The 16,081-nt window shown below is 67.6% G+C and carries 15 protein-coding genes; 9 read left to right on the top strand and 6 right to left on the bottom strand.

Annotated features, from left to right (window positions below):
* Positions 1-137 precede the first annotated feature (137 nt).
* The 3 genes from ACAD63_RS10625 to ACAD63_RS10635 all read right to left on the bottom strand — a co-directional run bounded on the left by ACAD63_RS10625 (position 138) and on the right by ACAD63_RS10635 (position 2,717).
* Positions 138-950 (bottom strand): MetQ/NlpA family ABC transporter substrate-binding protein, encoded by an 813-nt coding sequence (locus ACAD63_RS10625; protein ID WP_116320578.1) that lies wholly within the window; start codon positions 948-950, stop codon positions 138-140.
* A gap of 566 nt (positions 951-1,516) precedes the next feature.
* Entirely contained in the window at positions 1,517-1,924 is a 408-nt protein-coding gene (locus ACAD63_RS10630; RefSeq protein ID WP_135705407.1) for a VOC family protein, read from the bottom strand.
* 118 nt (positions 1,925-2,042) lie between these two features.
* Complete coding sequence (locus ACAD63_RS10635) at positions 2,043-2,717, bottom strand: SGNH/GDSL hydrolase family protein (protein ID WP_434033925.1); 675 nt, start codon at positions 2,715-2,717, stop codon at positions 2,043-2,045.
* Positions 2,718-2,860: 143 nt separating this feature from the next.
* On the opposite strand from ACAD63_RS10635, the gene ACAD63_RS10640 reads away from it, so the two are divergent.
* Positions 2,861-3,331, top strand: a complete 471-nt coding sequence (locus ACAD63_RS10640) for an SRPBCC family protein (RefSeq protein ID WP_133096362.1) — start codon at positions 2,861-2,863, stop codon at positions 3,329-3,331.
* On the top strand, positions 3,328-4,809 hold the full coding sequence (locus ACAD63_RS10645) for a DHA2 family efflux MFS transporter permease subunit (protein WP_195427610.1): 1,482 nt from the start codon (positions 3,328-3,330) through the stop codon (positions 4,807-4,809). Before ACAD63_RS10640 ends, ACAD63_RS10645 begins: the two co-directional genes overlap by 4 nt.
* Before the next feature lie 37 nt (positions 4,810-4,846).
* On the opposite strand, the gene ACAD63_RS10650 is transcribed toward ACAD63_RS10645, so the two are convergent.
* Positions 4,847-5,116, bottom strand: coding sequence for an acyl-CoA-binding protein (locus ACAD63_RS10650; RefSeq protein WP_133096360.1), 270 nt, complete (start codon positions 5,114-5,116; stop codon positions 4,847-4,849).
* Positions 5,117-5,235: 119 nt separating this feature from the next.
* On the opposite strand from ACAD63_RS10650, the gene tsaB reads away from it, so the two are divergent.
* Genes tsaB through ACAD63_RS10670 form a run of 4 tightly spaced genes read left to right on the top strand, consistent with a single transcriptional unit; the run spans position 5,236 to position 8,585 of the window.
* Positions 5,236-5,994, top strand: coding sequence for a tRNA (adenosine(37)-N6)-threonylcarbamoyltransferase complex dimerization subunit type 1 TsaB (tsaB, locus tag ACAD63_RS10655; RefSeq protein ID WP_195427612.1), 759 nt, complete (start codon positions 5,236-5,238; stop codon positions 5,992-5,994).
* Complete coding sequence (gene rimI / locus ACAD63_RS10660; RefSeq protein ID WP_434033926.1) at positions 5,991-6,557, top strand: ribosomal protein S18-alanine N-acetyltransferase; 567 nt, start codon at positions 5,991-5,993, stop codon at positions 6,555-6,557. Before tsaB ends, rimI begins: the two co-directional genes overlap by 4 nt.
* Positions 6,554-7,462 carry a uracil-DNA glycosylase gene (locus ACAD63_RS10665; protein ID WP_135705404.1) on the top strand — a complete coding sequence of 303 codons (909 nt, stop codon included), beginning with the start codon at positions 6,554-6,556 and terminating at the stop codon, positions 7,460-7,462. The genes rimI and ACAD63_RS10665 overlap by 4 nt, the downstream gene beginning before the upstream one ends.
* A complete protein-coding gene (locus tag ACAD63_RS10670) occupies positions 7,437-8,585 on the top strand; it encodes a DUF1853 family protein (RefSeq protein WP_133096357.1) in 1,149 nt (382 codons plus the stop codon). The genes ACAD63_RS10665 and ACAD63_RS10670 overlap by 26 nt, the downstream gene beginning before the upstream one ends.
* 30 nt (positions 8,586-8,615) lie before the next feature.
* Here the strand turns inward: ACAD63_RS10670 and lplT are convergent, their stop codons facing one another.
* Positions 8,616-9,935: a lysophospholipid transporter LplT gene (lplT, locus tag ACAD63_RS10675; RefSeq protein ID WP_135705403.1), complete on the bottom strand. Its 1,320-nt coding sequence runs from the start codon at positions 9,933-9,935 to the stop codon at positions 8,616-8,618.
* Between the two features lie 608 nt (positions 9,936-10,543).
* On the opposite strand from lplT, the gene alr reads away from it, so the two are divergent.
* The 3 genes from alr (at position 10,544) to ACAD63_RS10690 (ending at position 13,815) form a co-directional block, all read left to right on the top strand.
* The gene (gene alr / locus ACAD63_RS10680; protein ID WP_133096355.1) at positions 10,544-11,665 is read left to right on the top strand and encodes an alanine racemase; all 1,122 of its coding nucleotides are present in this window, start codon (positions 10,544-10,546) and stop codon (positions 11,663-11,665) included.
* 114 nt (positions 11,666-11,779) lie between these two features.
* Complete coding sequence (gene radA / locus ACAD63_RS10685) at positions 11,780-13,141, top strand: DNA repair protein RadA (RefSeq protein WP_133096354.1); 1,362 nt, start codon at positions 11,780-11,782, stop codon at positions 13,139-13,141.
* A 188-nt stretch (positions 13,142-13,329) separates the two neighbouring features.
* Entirely contained in the window at positions 13,330-13,815 is a 486-nt protein-coding gene (locus ACAD63_RS10690) for a disulfide bond formation protein B (RefSeq protein WP_434033927.1), read from the top strand.
* A 170-nt stretch (positions 13,816-13,985) separates the two neighbouring features.
* Here ACAD63_RS10690 and ACAD63_RS10695 read toward each other — a convergent pair whose 3' ends face one another.
* The gene (locus ACAD63_RS10695) at positions 13,986-15,920 is read right to left on the bottom strand and encodes an ATP-binding cassette domain-containing protein (RefSeq protein WP_135705401.1); all 1,935 of its coding nucleotides are present in this window, start codon (positions 15,918-15,920) and stop codon (positions 13,986-13,988) included.
* Between the last annotated feature and the right edge of the window lie 161 nt (positions 15,921-16,081).

The raw sequence follows: 16,081 nt of genomic DNA on the forward strand, positions 1-16,081 counted from the left end.
ACCTCCACAGTGTTGCCACCGCTAGGACCTGAACCTAGTGCGTCTACCAATTCCGCCACCTGGGCAAGGTGAGCGCCGCATTCTACCGAAGGCGGCGGAATTTGCAAGCACGAAGTTGCAGAGCCAGGCGCGTCCGGTCAGAACGACGGCACCATCGCGCCCTTGAACTGGGCCTTCATGAACTGGCGCACGTCTTCCGACTGGTAGGCGGCAACCAGCTTCTTGACCCACGGCTTGTCCTTGTCCTGCGTGCGCACCACGATGATGTTGGCGTACGGGCTGTGGATGTCTTCCAGTGCGATCGCATCCTTGGTCGGCTGCAGGCCGGCGGCCAGCGCGTAGTTGGTGTTGATCACCGCGGCGCCGACATCGGGCAGGGCGCGCGCCAATTGCGCAGCGTCCAGTTCCACGATCTTCAGCTTCCTGGGATTCTCGGCCACGTCCAGCGGCGTGGCGTTGTTGCCATTGGTGCCGGCACCGGCCTTGAGCTTGATCACGCCCTGCGACTGCAGCAGCAGCAGCGCGCGGTTTTCATTGGACGGGTCGTTGGGCACCGCCACCTTGGCACCCTGCGGCAGGTCCTTGGGCGACTTCAGGTTCTTCGAGTAGATGCCCAGCGGCGAGATATAGGTGTAGCCGACGCTCTGCATCTTGTAGCCACGCTGCTTGACCTGGCTGTCCAGGTAGGGCTGGTGCTGGAAGCTGTTGGCATCCAGGTCGCCTGCATCCAGCGCGGCGTTGGGCTGCACGTAGTCGTTGAATTCCACGACCTTGACGTTCAGGCCGTTGCGCTTGGCGACCTTCTGTACGACTTGCCAGACTTCCGCGTCCGGACCGCTGACCGTGCCGACGCGTATGGTCTGTTCCTGGGCCGAGGCGCTGCCGGCGGCGATAAAGCCGATTGCGGAGACGGCAACCGCCAGGCGCTTGATAAGGGAGGTGCTGCGCATAGGAGTTCTGTATGTTTTGATTATGTGGCGAGAGAGACAGGTACGCCTTGGCAGGGATTGTCTACGCAGGCGAGGCCACAGATTAACGCAATTGCGCTAAAACCGCGCAACAGGAACGGATCTGGCGTCTATTTCTTTTTCATATGCTTATGAAGCCTACCTAAAGGCGAATGCCGGCATTAAATGGCGCTATGCTGGGCGCGGCGTCCTGTCACACCAGGGACGGCGCGCAGCGCGGCCGAAGGCGTCCACCGATAACGCATTTAGCAGGCGGCCTACGCCCTGCATGGGGATCGTCCAATAGTGGGACGACGTAGCCACTATCCCAAACTCACCTGGCGTAGCAGGTTCGAACCACCATCCACATCGAACGGAAATCACCACCGCCCGAACCACGCACGCAGCTAAATTGATAGCCAGCCGCTCAGGCGACGCGTTTTTTGGTTACTTTTTGTCGCTCGGACAAAAAGCGACCCGCCCAGGAGGGCGGAACCAGGCGGTTCAACGGCCGACAACATGTCACCAGCCGCGACAAGGCCAGGCTTTGATAGCGGCAAACCGGTCATTCAGCCTGCCACCACCCCATACCCCTCACCCCTCCACTCAACAAAACAAAGCCCATGCCCAAACGGATCCGACAACGTAGCCTGCCTGCCCCAGTCGAAATCCTGCGGCCAGTCCTCGATCTCGGCCCCGGCTTCCAGCGCCCGTTCGATCGCGGCTTCGAGGTCGGCCACGACAAAGTCGAGATGCACCGGCGTCCAATGCCGCCGGTAATCGCGCCGGGTATCCGAACGACTGGTAGGGCGGGTGCCGGCGGGTTTGGCGAGCAGGTAAATCGGCGTATTGCCGCCCAGCATTTCAGCGACGGTGCCATCGAACAGCCGACGCTGCAGCTTCAGCCCCAGGCCTTGCTCGTAGAAGGCGATGCCGCGCGCGAGGTCGTCGACATCGATATTGATCAGCAACTCCATGACAGCCTCCTTGCGGCGTTCCGAGTGAGAGCGGCCGCATTGTGCGCCGGCCCTCCTGACAACTGCTGTCAGGAGTGATGTTTCAGCCGGCCGCTGAAGGAGTGCCGAGACGCGGGGGTCAGCGCGGCAGCAGTTCGCGAACGACAGGATGCAATGCGTCGCCAAGCGCCACGTGGGCGTCCGCGTCAAGATGCACGCCGTCGACGGCGCTGCTCTGGATGACCGTGCCGGCATCGAACATCGGGCAATCCAGCTGCGCACAGAGTTCGGCAACCGCCTGCGGCAGGCCGGTCCATTTATGCTCGCCACCGGCAAACTTGGGCGCCAGCGGCCCGCGCGGCGTGCGGATCGGCGGCGGCACCACCACCAGTACGGATGGCACCGGCATGCCCGGTTCGATCGGTGCGCTGCGGATGGCCTGCACCAGGGCGCCGATGCCCTGGGAGGCGTGCCAGGCATTGTGCGGATGCATCGACTGGAAATCGTTGTTGCCCAGCATCAAGACCACCAGTGCCAGCGGCGAGTGGATCTCGATACGCTGCGCCAGCCCCTGCAGCCCGTTGCGTCCCGGCTTGAAGGGATCGTCCCAGACCGTGCGGCGGCCGTTCAGGCAGTCTTCGATGATGCGCACCGGCGTGCCGCGGTCGGCATTCAGCGCCAGTTCCAGGCGGCCCGGCCAGCGCACCGGGAACGGCAGCCGCTGGCGCGTGCCGGGGACGATCCCCCAGGACAGTGAATCGGCATAGACAAGGACTTGCAGCGGATCGGTGTCTGCTAGCGACGCGGCAGGCATGCGCGGTACTCCAGTCAACATGATGATCGGTCGATATCCGGCGAGAGGGCTGCCTCGGCAATGTTGCACCGCGCAGACAAAAACGTCTTCCGAACACGCGGAGACTTCATAATATCGACTTATTGAAGACAGGGAGAGAGAAGTTGCGTTTCGAGCACTTGGTGGAAATCAATGATCCCGGCAACCCCCAGCTGGATCCGCTGACACCCGACCAGCTTTGGCAAGGCCTGGTGTTGCGCGCCGAGTCGCCCGAACTGTTCGTGCTGGGCCTGGACAGTGCCGAAGTGGTGGCGCGCGGCGACAACTGGATCGACCGCGTGCTGCATTTCGGCGAGGCGTCCATCCATGACCGCGTCGTGTTCGAGCCGCGCCGCCAGGTGCGCTACGAAACCGCAGCCACTGCCGAGCACGCCGGGGGCACGCTGACCATGGTGATCGAGACCCCCGGCCCGGGCGCGCTGCTGCTGCGCTTCACCTACGACACCACCATGCCGGCCGTCGATGCCAGCGGCGACGACCGCTACGCCGAGATCGTCAAGTCCGCCTATCACGAGGCCGACCTCGACACCGTCCGCAAGATCCGCGAGATCGCCGACACCGGGCGGCTGGGGTGAGCGAGGGCCCCGTCGCGCCGGAGACGTCCGGCAAGCAGCCGGGCGGGCCGACCCGGGCGGCGCTGCGTGAGCGCTATGGCGACCGCCTGCGCTGGCTGGTGCTGATGACACTGATGCTGGGCACGGTCTCGTCGATCGTCTCGTCCACCATCATCAACGTTGCCATCCCCGACCTGAGCCGGCACTTCGTGCTGGGGCAGGAGCGCGCGCAATGGGTCGCGGCCAGCTTCATGATCGCGATGACGCTGTCGATGCTGCTGACGCCGTGGCTGCTCAACCGCTACGGGCTGCGCCGCACCTTCCTGGGGTCGCTGTTGCTGCTGGGCGCGGGCGGACTGTTCGGCGGGTTCTCGCCGACCTACGGCGTGATGATCGCCATGCGCGTGGCCGAAGGCGCCGCCGCCGGCATCATGCAGCCGCTGCCCAATATCCTGATCCTGCGTGTGTTCGAGGAGCGCGAGCAGGGCAAGGCCATCAGCATGTTCGGCTTCGGCGTGGTGCTGGCGCCGGCGCTGGGGCCGAGCCTGGGCGGCTTCCTGGTCGAGGCGTTCGGCTGGCGCTCGATCTTCTTCGTGGTGGTGCCGCTGACGCTGCTCGGCGCGGCGATGGCGCGGCGCTTCATGGCGGTGGATTCGATCATGATGGGCGAGCGCGAGCCGCTGGACTGGCGCGGCCTGGCGCTGGCCGGCGTGGCGACCGTGAGCCTGCTCAACGGCGTGGTCGAAATGCGCGAAAGCGTGGCCGCGGGCATGGCGCTGGCCGGCTTCGGCGTGCTGATGCTGGCGGCGTTCGTGCTGTGGCAGCTGCGCGCGCCCCATCCGCTGATGAACATGCGGCTGTACAGCTACCGGCAGTTCGCGGCGGGCGCGGTGGTGGCATTTATCTACGGTGCGGGCCTGTTCGGCTCGACCTACCTGCTGCCGGTCTACATGCAGATGGCGCTGGAGTACACGCCCTCGCGCGCGGGCCTGGTGCTGCTGCCGGCGGGCGTGATGCTGGCGCTGACCATCGCCGTGGCGGGCCGCTTCACGCACCGGATCTCGCCGCATGTCCAGGTATCGTTCGGGCTGGCGCTGCTGGCGCTGTCGTTCCTGCTGATGGCGCTGGGGTCGCCTTCTACGCCGTATCTGCTGCTGGTCGCGCTGGCGGTGCTGGGGCGGATCGGGCTCGGCTGCATCTTGCCGTCGCTGACGCTGGGATCGATGCGGGGCGTGGATTTCTCGCTGATCGCGCAGGGGTCGAGCTGCATCAACTTTATCCGTCAGTTGGGCGGCGCGATCGGCGTGAGCCTTGCCGGCGTGGGGCTGCAGTGGCGGCTGACGCAGCACGGCGCGGTGCTGGGCCAGGCGGGCGACGCCGCGCTGCAGGCGGCGCGCATCCGCGCCTTCGATGAGACTTTCCTGGCGGTCGGGGTGGTGATCGCCAGTGCGATCTTCGCGGCCTGGCGTATCCGCCCAAGGCCGCTGCCGGCGGGCTGAGGCCGCCGGCTGGCGTGGCGGGGCCGGCTGGCGGGGCTTAGCTGGCCGCGCCGCTGCGCAGTTCTTCCACCAGCGCGATGTACTGCTCCATCGCCTGCTCGCGCGCGGTGCCGCGCAGCGCTTCCCAGGCTTCGAACTTGTAGCGGCCGACAAAGTCGGTCATGCCCGGCTTGTCGCCGTGCGCGTCGCCTTCGCTGCCTTGCTTGAACAGGGCGTACAGGCGCAGCAGGGTCATGTTGCTGGGGCGCTCGCTCAGTTGCTTGACGTCGATCTGGGACTGGTCGAAGCGTGCCTGCAGGTCGCTCATGGGTTTCTCCGTGGGAGTTTGTGAAAGTGCTGCCGATGATAGCCGCGCCGGTGCGCCAGACCGCGCGTCTAAAACCGAAGAAGCCCTCGGTTCCGGGCGCCAGCGGCTACAATCGCGCCATGTCCTGGATTCTTGCTGTTGAAACTTCTACGGAGTGGTGCTCGGTCGCGCTCGGACGTGCCGTGGCCGGCGCCGGCATTGAGTGCCTGGTGCGCCATGAGCACACCGGCGCACGCTCCTCCGCGCGCGTGCTGCCCGCCGCCGGCGAGCTGCTGGCCGAGGCCGGCATCGCACTGGCCGATTGCGCCGCGATCGCCTTCGGCGCCGGTCCCGGCTCGTTTACCGGCCTGCGTACCGCGTGTGGCGTGGCGCAGGGACTGGCCTTCGGTGCCGGCCTGCCGGTGGTGCCGGTCAATACCTTGCTGGCTTGCGCCGAGCGCGTGCGCGCCGCCGAGCCGGCGCTGCCCGCGGATATCTCGGTGCTGGTCGCGCTTGACGCACGCATGGACGAGGCCTATGCCGGCGCCTTCGGCTGGGATGCCGCCGCGCAGGAGTGGGTGGAGCGCACGCCGATGCTGGTAAGCGCGCCGGAAACCGTGCAGCTGCCCGGTGGCGAATTCTGGCTGGCGGGCAATGCCGCCACGGTCTTCGGCGAACGCCTCGCCGGCCTGGCGCGCGCGCAGCGCGTGCTGCCGGAGGCGATGCCCCATGCGCAGCCGATGGTCGCCATCGCACTGCGCGCGCTGGCGCGTGGCGAGGCCATCGACGCCGACCGTGCCATGCCGATCTACCTGCGCGACAAGGTCGCGCAAACCGTCGCCGAACGCGAAGCCGCCGCCGCCGCGCGCGCCGCGGCCACGGCCGGGAGTGCATCGTGAGCGCCGCCTACCCGCTGGAAGAGCGTGCCGACTGGCCGGCCGTGCCCGCCATGCCGCCGCTGCCGCCGGGCTTTGCGCTGGGCCGGATGAGCGCGCTCGACCTGGAGGCGGTGGCCGGGATCGAGGCGCGCGCCTACAGCCATCCGTGGACGCGCGGCAATTTCGAGAACTCGGTCAAGGCCGGGCATCTCGGCCTGACGCTGCGCGATCCCGCCGGCACGCTGGTGGCCTATGCCGTGCTGATGCCGGTGGTCGACGAGATGCACCTGCTCAATATCACCGTCGACCCGCCGCGCCAACGCCAGGGGCTGGGGCGGCTGATGCTGTCGATCGTGCTGGCGACCTCGCACGCGCATCGCATCCATACCATGCTGCTGGAGGTGCGCCCGTCCAATGCCGGCGCGATCGCGCTGTACCAGGCCGCCGGGTTTGCCGAGATCGGCCGCCGCAAAGGCTATTACCCGGCGCTGGGCCGGAACCGCGAAGACGCGCTGGTGCTGCGCCGGAGCTGGCCTGACAAGGTGGCCGGGAAGTCCAGGGAAGGCGGGGAGGGCCGCGCATGAGCCGCCGCGCGCGTTTCCTCGAGGCATTGGGCATCACGGCCGAATGGCTGCCGCGGGCACGCGCTGACGCGCCGCAGGCGGTCGTGGTGTCCGAAGCCGTTGCGCTTGCCGTGCCCGTTGCCGAGGCCATTGCCGAGGCCATTGCCGAGCCTGTCACGGTGGCCGCGCCGGCCGTTGCGCCCCTCGTGGAAGCCGCGCCTGCGCTCGAAATGGCTACCCCGGTGGTGCCTGCCGTCCCCGTGGCGGCGCCTGTCTCGCGTGCGCCAGCCGAGCCCTCGCTGGTACCGGCCGGCCCCGAACCCGACTCGGCGCAGGCCGCGCGCGAGGCTGCCATCGCCGCCATGGCATGGCCCGCGCTGGATGCCGCCGTGGCCGGCTGCACCGCTTGCGGACTGTGCCAGACCCGCACCAATACCGTCTTCGGCGTCGGCGACCGGCAGGCGGAATGGATGCTGGTAGGCGAGGCCCCGGGCGAGAACGAAGACCTGCAGGGCGAGCCTTTCGTCGGCCAGGCCGGCAAGCTGCTCGACAATATGCTGGGCGCGCTCGGCCTGGCGCGCGGGCGCAACGTCTTTATCGCCAACGTGCTCAAGTGCCGCCCGCCGGGCAACCGCAACCCCGAGCCGGCCGAGGTGGCGCAGTGCGAGCCCTTCCTGCGCCGGCAGATCGCGCTGGTTCGCCCGAAGGTGATCGTGGTGCTGGGCCGCTTCGCCGCGCAGTCGCTGCTGCGCACCACCACGCCGATCGGCAAGCTGCGCGGCACCGTGCATACCTATGAAGGCATCCCCGTGGTGGTGACTTACCACCCGGCCTACCTGCTGCGCACGCTGACCGACAAGGCGCGCGCATGGGAAGACCTGTGCCTGGCCCGCGAGGTACATGACCGTGCGGGAGCTGGGGCCTGACCTCTCGCTGCATCGCGGCGGCGACGGCAACCTGCCGCCGGAGCCGCCGCTGTGGCGCCGCGCCTTGTCGCCGCGCACGCGCGACCTGGCCTGGACCACGCTGTCGCCGCCGCTGCTGTCCGCGGTAGCGGGCGCCGCTGCGGCGCGCTGGCCCGCCGGTACGCTGGCGGCGTGGCGGCACTGGCTGGAAGCCGCCGACCCGGCGGCGCTGCCGGCCACCATCGACGAACTGGCCGCCGGCCATGCCGCCTTTCCTTCCGATCCCGCTCCCGGCTCCGCCGCCGCGCTGCAGCCGCAGGATCCCGCCAGCCGCAGCCTGCGGCTGGGGCGCCATGCCGAACGGCTGCTGCATTTCGCGCTGCGCCGGATGGAGGGGCTGACGCTGCTGGCGGCCAACGTCCCGGTACGGCGCGCCGGTGCGCATGGCATCCGCACGCTGGGCGAGCTGGACTTCGTCTGGCGCGAGCAGGCCTCCGGCGACGTGGTCCATTGGGAAATGGCCGCCAAGTTCTACCTGATGGCAGGCGCCGTGGCGGCGCCGACCCTGCTCGATTTCGTCGGGCCCAACATGGTCGACCGGCTCGGCGACAAGCTCGGGCATGTAGTCGGGCGCCAGCTGCCGCTCGGGCGCACGCCGGAAGCGCGCGCGCTGCTCGGCCATGTGGTCGACCGCAGCGAAGTCTACCTGCTGGGCTGGCTGTTCTACCCGGACGGGCAAGTGCCGGCGGGACTCGACCAGCTGGGCATCGCGCCGGACCACCTGCAAGGCTGGTGGTCGACGCTCGACGGCTGGCGTGCGCGCGCGGCGGCGCGGCCGGGCCTGCGCTGGTGCCGGCTGCCACGTTCGGAATGGTTGTCGGGGGCGCTGGTGCCTGCCAGCGGCACGGAGGAGGTCGACGCCCTGTACGCCACGCTGGCGCAGCGCTTTGCCGACCCGCGCCACGACCACGGCTGGCGCCGCGAAGCGCCGGTGATGCTGTGCGAGCTGGAGCTGGCCGGCCACGGCTGGTGGCGCGAATGCTCGCGCGGGTTCGTGGTGCCGCCGGGATGGGAGGCGCGCGCCATGGCGCGGGCGGCGGAGCCGACCCGGCAGGGCGCGCAGGCGCTGGCCGACGGACCCTGAACGGGGCGCCGGCCTGGGGAGGTCAGGAGGTCAGTGGTGCTTGTCCTCGCCGATCATCGCCAGCGAGTTGAAGGCGCGCATGTTGTACTTGTGCAGCTTGATCACCAGCATCATGGTCACGCAGATGAACAGGCCCAGCGCGATGATGACCACGCCGATCGGCACGTTCAGCTTGATCAGCAGCGCGTACAGGCACAGCATCAGCAGCACCGATACATTCTCATTGAAGTTCTGCACCGCGATCGAGTGGCCCGCCGACAGCAGCACGTGGCCGCGATGCTGCAGCAGCGCGTTCATCGGCACCACGAAGTAGCCCGACATCGCGCCCACCAGCATCAGGAACACGTAGGCGATGGCCATGTACAGCGGCATGTTCATGCCCAGGATGCTCAGCGTCACCTGGGGCATGGCGTCCTTGGTGTAGAAAGCCATGATCATCACGGTCGCGCCCATCGCCACACCGAACGGCAGCACCGACAGCGACTTGCGTAGCGGAATGCGCGCGGCGGCGGCGATTGCGCCCACGGCCACGCCGACGGCCACTACCGCCTGCAGCAGTGCGCCCTGCGACAGGTTCAGGCCCAGCGACTTCTCCGCCCACTTCAGCACGATGAACTGCAGCGTCGCGCCCACGCCCCAGAACAGGGTCGTAACCGCCAGCGAGATCTGGCCCAGCTTGTCGCGCCACAGCGCCAGGAAGCAGTCGCCGAATTCGGCGATCAGCTTGATCGGGTTCTTTTCCTGCTGCGGATAGCGGGCGCCGGTATCGGGAATGAACAGGTTGAACACCGACGCGATCACGTAGAACAGCATGATCACGACCATCGCGGCCTCGGCCGGCGTGTCGATGCCGGTGTCGATGAAGGGCAGGTCGAGCCGCATCAGGATGTCCGACACATGCACGGAAATCAGCGCGCCCCCCACCACGGTGCCCAGGATGATCGAGCCCACGGTCAGCCCCTCGATCCAGCCGTTGGCCAGCACCAGTTTCTCCGGCGGCAGCAGCTCGGTCAGGATGCCGTACTTGGCCGGGGAATAGGCCGCCGCGCCGAAGCCCACCACGCCGTAGGCGAGCAGCGGGTGGAAGCCGAACATCATGATCGCGCAGCCGACCACCTTGATGGCATTGGTGATGAGCATCACCCGCCCCTTGGGCATCGAGTCGGCAAAGGCGCCGACGAAGGCGGCGAGGATGACGTAGGAGAGAACGAAGAACAGCTTGAGCAGCGGGGTCATCCACTGCGGTGAATGCAATTCGGTGAGAAGGGCGATGGCGGCGATCAGCAACGCATTGTCGGCCAGCGACGAAAAAAATTGCGCGGCCATGATGGTGTAAAAACCCTTCTTCATGCTTTCGACTTTGTCTCCATCGCGGACTTCCGTCACGCCGGTCAGGGCGGCACCGGCTGGGGAGGCTATGGTTTGCAGGGAACCTTGCGCCGCGGCCGTGTCGAATTGTCTTTGTTGCACTGCGCTGCGGCGCCGTGCGGTTTGCCTGACAGTCATTGACATAATGCTTCGCTTTTAGAACATGGCCGGAGCGTCCGGCTTTATATCACGAAAACATGACATTCCCGAACCCCGGCAAGGTGCCTTTTTGACTGCAAATTGCCGCGCCGATTCCCCAATGACCCCCGGCAGCGGCTCCCGGATGTGTTCAAATAACGGCTGCGATCCCGGCCAGACGACGGGTGTACCGCTGACTGGTGCAGCGGCAAGACAATATCGCAGCCGGACGCCCACGTGACCAGGCAAACGCAAATTTCCCATGGCCGCTCACCTTAGCGCGACATGCCCGCAATATGAATGAAGCAATTCGCATCTACGTGCCGTCGCCCACTGACAGGTGACCCTCGCGCCATTAAAGCTGAGACAGAGCCGTCCTTCCAGTCCCCGCAGTGACGTGAGCGATGCGCCACCGCGCTGCCCGCACTGCCTGATTCCCGAGATGTGACTCCATGCCAAGACCCATCCACGCCGTCATCCACCAACCCGCCCTGGCCAACAACCTCGACGTCGTCCGCCGCAGCGCCCCCGCTTCGCGCATCTGGGCCGTCGTCAAGGCCAATGCCTACGGCCACGGCATCCGCCGCGTCTTTGCCGCGCTGCGCGGCGCCGACGGCTTTGGCCTGCTGGACCTGAATGAAGCCGTGCTGCTGCGCGACCTGGGCTGGCAGGGCCCCATTTTGCTGCTGGAGGGCTTTTTCCAGCCGCAGGACATCGCCCTGATCGAGCAATACCGCCTGACCACCGCGATCCACTGCGACGAACAGCTGCGCATGCTGGAAAGCGCGCGCCCCAGGGGCCCGCTGGCGATCCAGCTCAAGCTGAACACCGGCATGAACCGGCTCGGCTTCCATCCAGCCCAGTATCGCGCCGCCTGGGAGCGCGCCCGCGCCATGCCCTGCGTAGGCAGTATCGTCCATATGACGCATTTTTCCGATGCGGATAGTCCCCGAGGCATCGCCCACCAGGTCGAGGCCTTCGACGCCGCCACCGCCAACCTGCCGGGCGAGGCGAGCCTGTCGAACTCGGCCGCGGTGCTGTGGCATCCGCAGGCGCACCGGGCCTGGGTGCGTCCCGGCATTATCCTGTACGGCGCCTCGCCGACCGGCCGCGATGCCGATATCGCCGGCACCGGCCTGCAGCCGGCCATGTCGCTGCACAGCGAGCTGATCTCGGTGCAGGACCTGCAGCCGGGCGAGACGGTGGGTTATGGCTCCTTGTTTACCGCCGACCGCCCGATGCGCATCGGCGTGGTCGCCTGCGGCTATGCCGACGGCTACCCGCGCCATGCCTCCGGCTGGGGCGCGCAGCGCGCGCCGGTGCTGGTCGACGGCGTGCGTACGGAACTGGTCGGCCGTGTCTCGATGGACATGCTGTGCGTGGACCTGACGCCGTGCCCGAAGGCGCGGGTCGGCAGCCCGGTGACGCTGTGGGGCCAGGGCCTGCCGATCGACGAGGTGGCACAGGCCAGCGGCACGGTCGGCTACGAGCTGATGTGCGCGCTGGCGCCGCGCGTGCCGACCACGGTGGCAACCATCACGGCATCCGACAGCGCCGCGCCGGCCGTGGTGTAGAAGGTTGCAAACGAGAGGTTGCAAACGAGAGCTGGCGGCAGCGCCTGCCGCCGGCTAGTGTGAGGGCCGGGCCACTTCTGCGCCCGGCCTGTTCTTTCCCGCAAGGATTTTCCGTTGGCCAAGACCAAGACCGTCTACACCTGTACCGAATGCGGCGGCACCGCGCCGCGCTGGGCCGGCCAGTGCCCGCATTGCCAGCAATGGAACACGCTGGTGGAAACGGTGGCCGAGACGGCCGCGTCCAAGCGCTTCCAGCCGCTGGCGGCATCGGCCATGGTGCGCAAGCTGTCCGAGATCGAGGCCGCGGACGTGCCGCGCTTCTCCAGCGGCATCGACGAGTTCGACCGCGTGCTGGGCGGCGGACTGGTGGCGGGCGGCGTGGTGCTGATCGGCGGCGATCCCGGTATCGGCAAGTCCACGCTGCTGCTGCAGGCGCTGGCCAACCTGGCCGGGCAGCGCCGCGTGCTCTATGTCAGCGGCGAGGAATCGGGCGCGCAGATCGCCCTGCGCGCGCAGCGGCTGGGCGTGGAAAGCCCGGCGCTGGGGCTGCTCGCCGAAATCCAGCTAGAGAAGATCCAGGCCACGCTCGAAGCCGAGAAGCCGGAAGTGGCGGTGATCGACTCGATCCAGACGCTGTACTCGGAGGCGCTGACGTCGGCGCCGGGCTCGGTCGCGCAGGTGCGCGAGTGCGCGGCGCAGCTCACGCGCATCGCCAAGAGCAGCGGCATCACCATCATCCTGGTCGGCCACGTCACCAAGGAAGGCAGCCTGGCCGGGCCGCGCGTGCTGGAGCATATCGTCGACACGGTGCTGTACTTCGAGGGCGATACGCATTCTTCGCACCGGCTGATCCGCGCCTTCAAGAACCGCTTCGGCGCGGTCAACGAGCTGGGCGTGTTCGCCATGACCGAGCGCGGGCTGCGTGGCATCAGCAACCCCTCGGCGCTGTTCCTGTCGCAGCATGAAGAGACCGTGCCCGGCTCGTGCGTGCTGGTGACGCAGGAAGGCACGCGCCCGCTGCTGGTGGAGATCCAGGCGCTGGTCGACACCGCCCACGTGCCCAACCCGCGCCGGCTGGCGGTGGGCCTGGAGCAGAACCGGCTGGCGCTGCTGCTGGCGGTGCTGCACCGGCATGCGGGCATTGCCTGCTTCGACCAGGATGTGTTCCTGAACGCGGTAGGCGGGGTCAAGATCACCGAGCCGGCCGCCGACCTGGCGGTGCTGCTGTCGATCCATTCGTCGATGCGCAACAAGCCGCTGCCGCGCGGGCTGGTGGTCTTTGGCGAAGTCGGCCTGGCCGGCGAAATCCGGCCCAGCCCGCGCGGCCAGGAACGGCTGAAGGAAGCGGCCAAGCTGGGGTTCACGCTGGCCGTGATCCCCAAGGCCAATGCGCCCAAGCAGAAGATCGACGGCCTGGAAGTGATCGCGGTGGAGCGCATCGAGCAGGCAATCGACCGGGTGCGCCACCTGGACTGAGGCATGGGCGCCGGCGGCTTGCTTATGGAAACTCGCGCAGGCGTTGCGCAGCCGATGTGGCGTCCAAGGCGGGGGCGGAAAAATCGGTAATAATGCGCAGCAATGCCGCGCCCCCGAACTAAACACACCTGACGGCACCCGTTTGCCGGATCACCCCGGATCACCCCGGATCACCATTTATCACCGCTATGCAAGCCAATTCCCGCGCCTATTTCCTGCTGATCGCCCTGGTTTCCTTCGGCCTGGTCGGCGTTGCGCTCTACCTGCAGTTTGAAAAGGGCTACCAGCCCTGTCCGCTTTGCGTGATGCAGCGCTTTGCGTTTATCGGCATCGGCATCTTCTCGCTGCTCGCCGTGGTGGCGCAGAACACGCGCTCTTTGTGGCAGGGCCTGGGCATGCTGTCCGGCATCGCCGGCATTGCCGTGGCGGTGTATCACGTGTCGCTGTTGCTCAACCCGAAGGCGACCTGCGGCATCGATCCGCTGGAGAACTGGGTCAACGCGCTGCCGACCGCCAAGGTGCTGCCGCAGGTGTTCTACGCCGATGGCCTGTGCGCGGCGCCGCTGCCGCCGGTGCTGGGCCTGTCGGTGCCGGCGTGGTCGCTGATCTGGCTGTTTGTCCTGACGCTGACGCTGGCGGTGGGGTTGATCCGGCGGGAGAAGAATTTCCGTTGAGTGGTAAGGGCAAACAAAAACCGGCCTAAGGCGCTGCGCTAAGGCGCCGTTTTTTTACTGCGGGAAGGTTGAAGTCCAGCGGGTTTGCTGCCCTCTCCCACTTCGCGGGAGAGGGCAGCGTCCGCAAGGGGTGTAAGGCTATGCAGGCGCTGTTGGCGTTGAGGGGCTCCTCACGCAATCTGCTCGATTTGCTCCTGTAACTCCAGCCACTTCTCTTCCAGCGTCTCCAGCTCGCCATTGACCTCGCCCTGGCGCTTCAGCATCTCCATCAGCTTCGCCTTGCTGGCTTCGGCATAGCTCGATTCATCGGCCATGAATCGGTCGATCTCCTCCTTGGCGGTTTGCAGCACTGCCATCCGCTTCTCGACCTTCTCCAGCTCCTTCGTCAGCGGCTTGCGCAGCGCCGACAGGCGCTGGCGCTCGTCGGCCTCGGCGCGGCGCTGGTCCTTGCGGTTGATCGTGGCGGCGCCATCGCCGCCATTCTCTGCCAGGTGCGCGGCCGCGGCGGCGTTGCGCTTGGCGGCGGCCTGCTGCAGCAGCCAGTCGCGGTAGTCGTCCAGGTCGCCGTCGAAAGGCTTGATGGTGCCGTCGGCAACCAGCATGAACTGGTCGGCGGTGGCGCGCAGCAGGTGGCGGTCGTGCGAGACCAGGATCAGCGTGCCTTCGAACTGCGCCAGCGCCATGGTCAACGCCTCGCGGGTATCGAGGTCGAGGTGGTTGGTCGGTTCGTCGAGCAGCAGCAGGTTGGGCTTCTGCCAGACGATCAGCGACAGCGCCAGCCGCGCCTTTTCGCCGCCGGAGAAAGGCTCGATCGGCGAGGTGGCCATGTCGCCGCGGAAATTGAAGCTGCCGAGGAAGTCGCGCAGCTCCTGCTCGCGCACGTCGGGCGCGAGCCGCGCGAGGTGCTGCAGCGGCGAGTCGTGGTCGCGCAGCGTCTCGAGCTGGTGCTGGGCGAAGTAGCCGATCTGCAGGCCCTTGCCCAGGCGCAGCGTGCCGGTCAGCGGATCCTGCGTGCCGGCCAGCGTCTTGACCAGCGTCGACTTGCCCTGGCCGTTGGCGCCCAGCAGGCCGATGCGCTGGCCGTTCTGGATCGACAGCGCCAGGTTGTGCAGGATGGTGACCGGCGGCTCGGCCTCGGCGTAGCCGCAATCGACGCCGTCGAGCACCATCATCGGATTGGGCGCGGCGTCGGGCTCGCGGAATTCAAAGGCAAAGCCGGCGGCGACGTGCACCGGCGCGAGCCGCTCCATCTTCTCCAGCGCCTTGACGCGGCTCTGCGCCTGGCGCGCCTTGGTCGCCTTGGCCTTGAAACGCGTAATGAACGACTCCAGGTGCGCGATTTCCTTCTGCTGGCGCACATAGGCGGACTGTTGCTGCGCCATCTGCTGCAGCCGCAGGGTCTCGAACAGCGTGTAGTTGCCGCCGTAGCGGCGCACCTGCTGGTTCTCGATATGCACGGTGACGTTGCAGATCGCATCGAGGAATTCGCGGTCGTGCGAAATCATCACCAGCGTGCCTGGGTAGCGCGCCAGCCAGTCTTCCAGCCAGACGATGGCGTCCAGGTCCAGGTGGTTGGTCGGCTCGTCGAGCAGCAGCAGGTCGGAGGGGCACATCAGCGCCTGCGCCAGGTTCAGGCGCATGCGCCAGCCGCCGGAGAACGACGATACCGGCTGCGTGACCTGGGGCAGCGTAAAGCCGAGGCCGAGCAGCAGCGCCTCGGCGCGCGCGGGGGCGGTGTAGCCGTCGGCGTCGGCATAAGCGGCGTGGGCTTCGCCTTCGGCGGTGCCGTCGCCGCTGGCCTGCGCGGCCGTGATGGCGGCTTCGATCTCGCGCAGCCGGGTGTCGCCGTCGATCACGTACTCGACCGCGCTGCGGCTGACCGCCGGCGTTTCCTGCGCCACATGCGCCACGCGCCATTGGGCCGGCACGCTGACATCCCCGCCGTCCGGATGCAATTCGCCGCGCAGCAGCGCGAACAGCGTCGACTTGCCGCTGCCGTTGGCGCCGACTAGGCCCACGCGCTCGCCCGGGTTGAGCGTCACGCTGGTGTGGTCGAACAGCACCTTGGTGCCGCGCTGGAGGACAAGCTGGTCGATTCGGATCACGTGCGGGGAAACTTCTGAACGGGGTACTGGCAACTACGCGGAAAAGCCGGCCAAGGCGGGTTGGCGGCGCTGGCCGGCATTGTAGCGTTTCCAGTGCGGGGCATGCCCGCGAATGGCGAAACACCAGAAATGCCAGGGCATTGCGCACCGCCCCGGTGCCC

Source organism: Cupriavidus sp. a3 (assembly GCF_051015765.1).
In the GTDB taxonomy this organism is placed as follows: domain Bacteria; phylum Pseudomonadota; class Gammaproteobacteria; order Burkholderiales; family Burkholderiaceae; genus Cupriavidus; species Cupriavidus oxalaticus_A.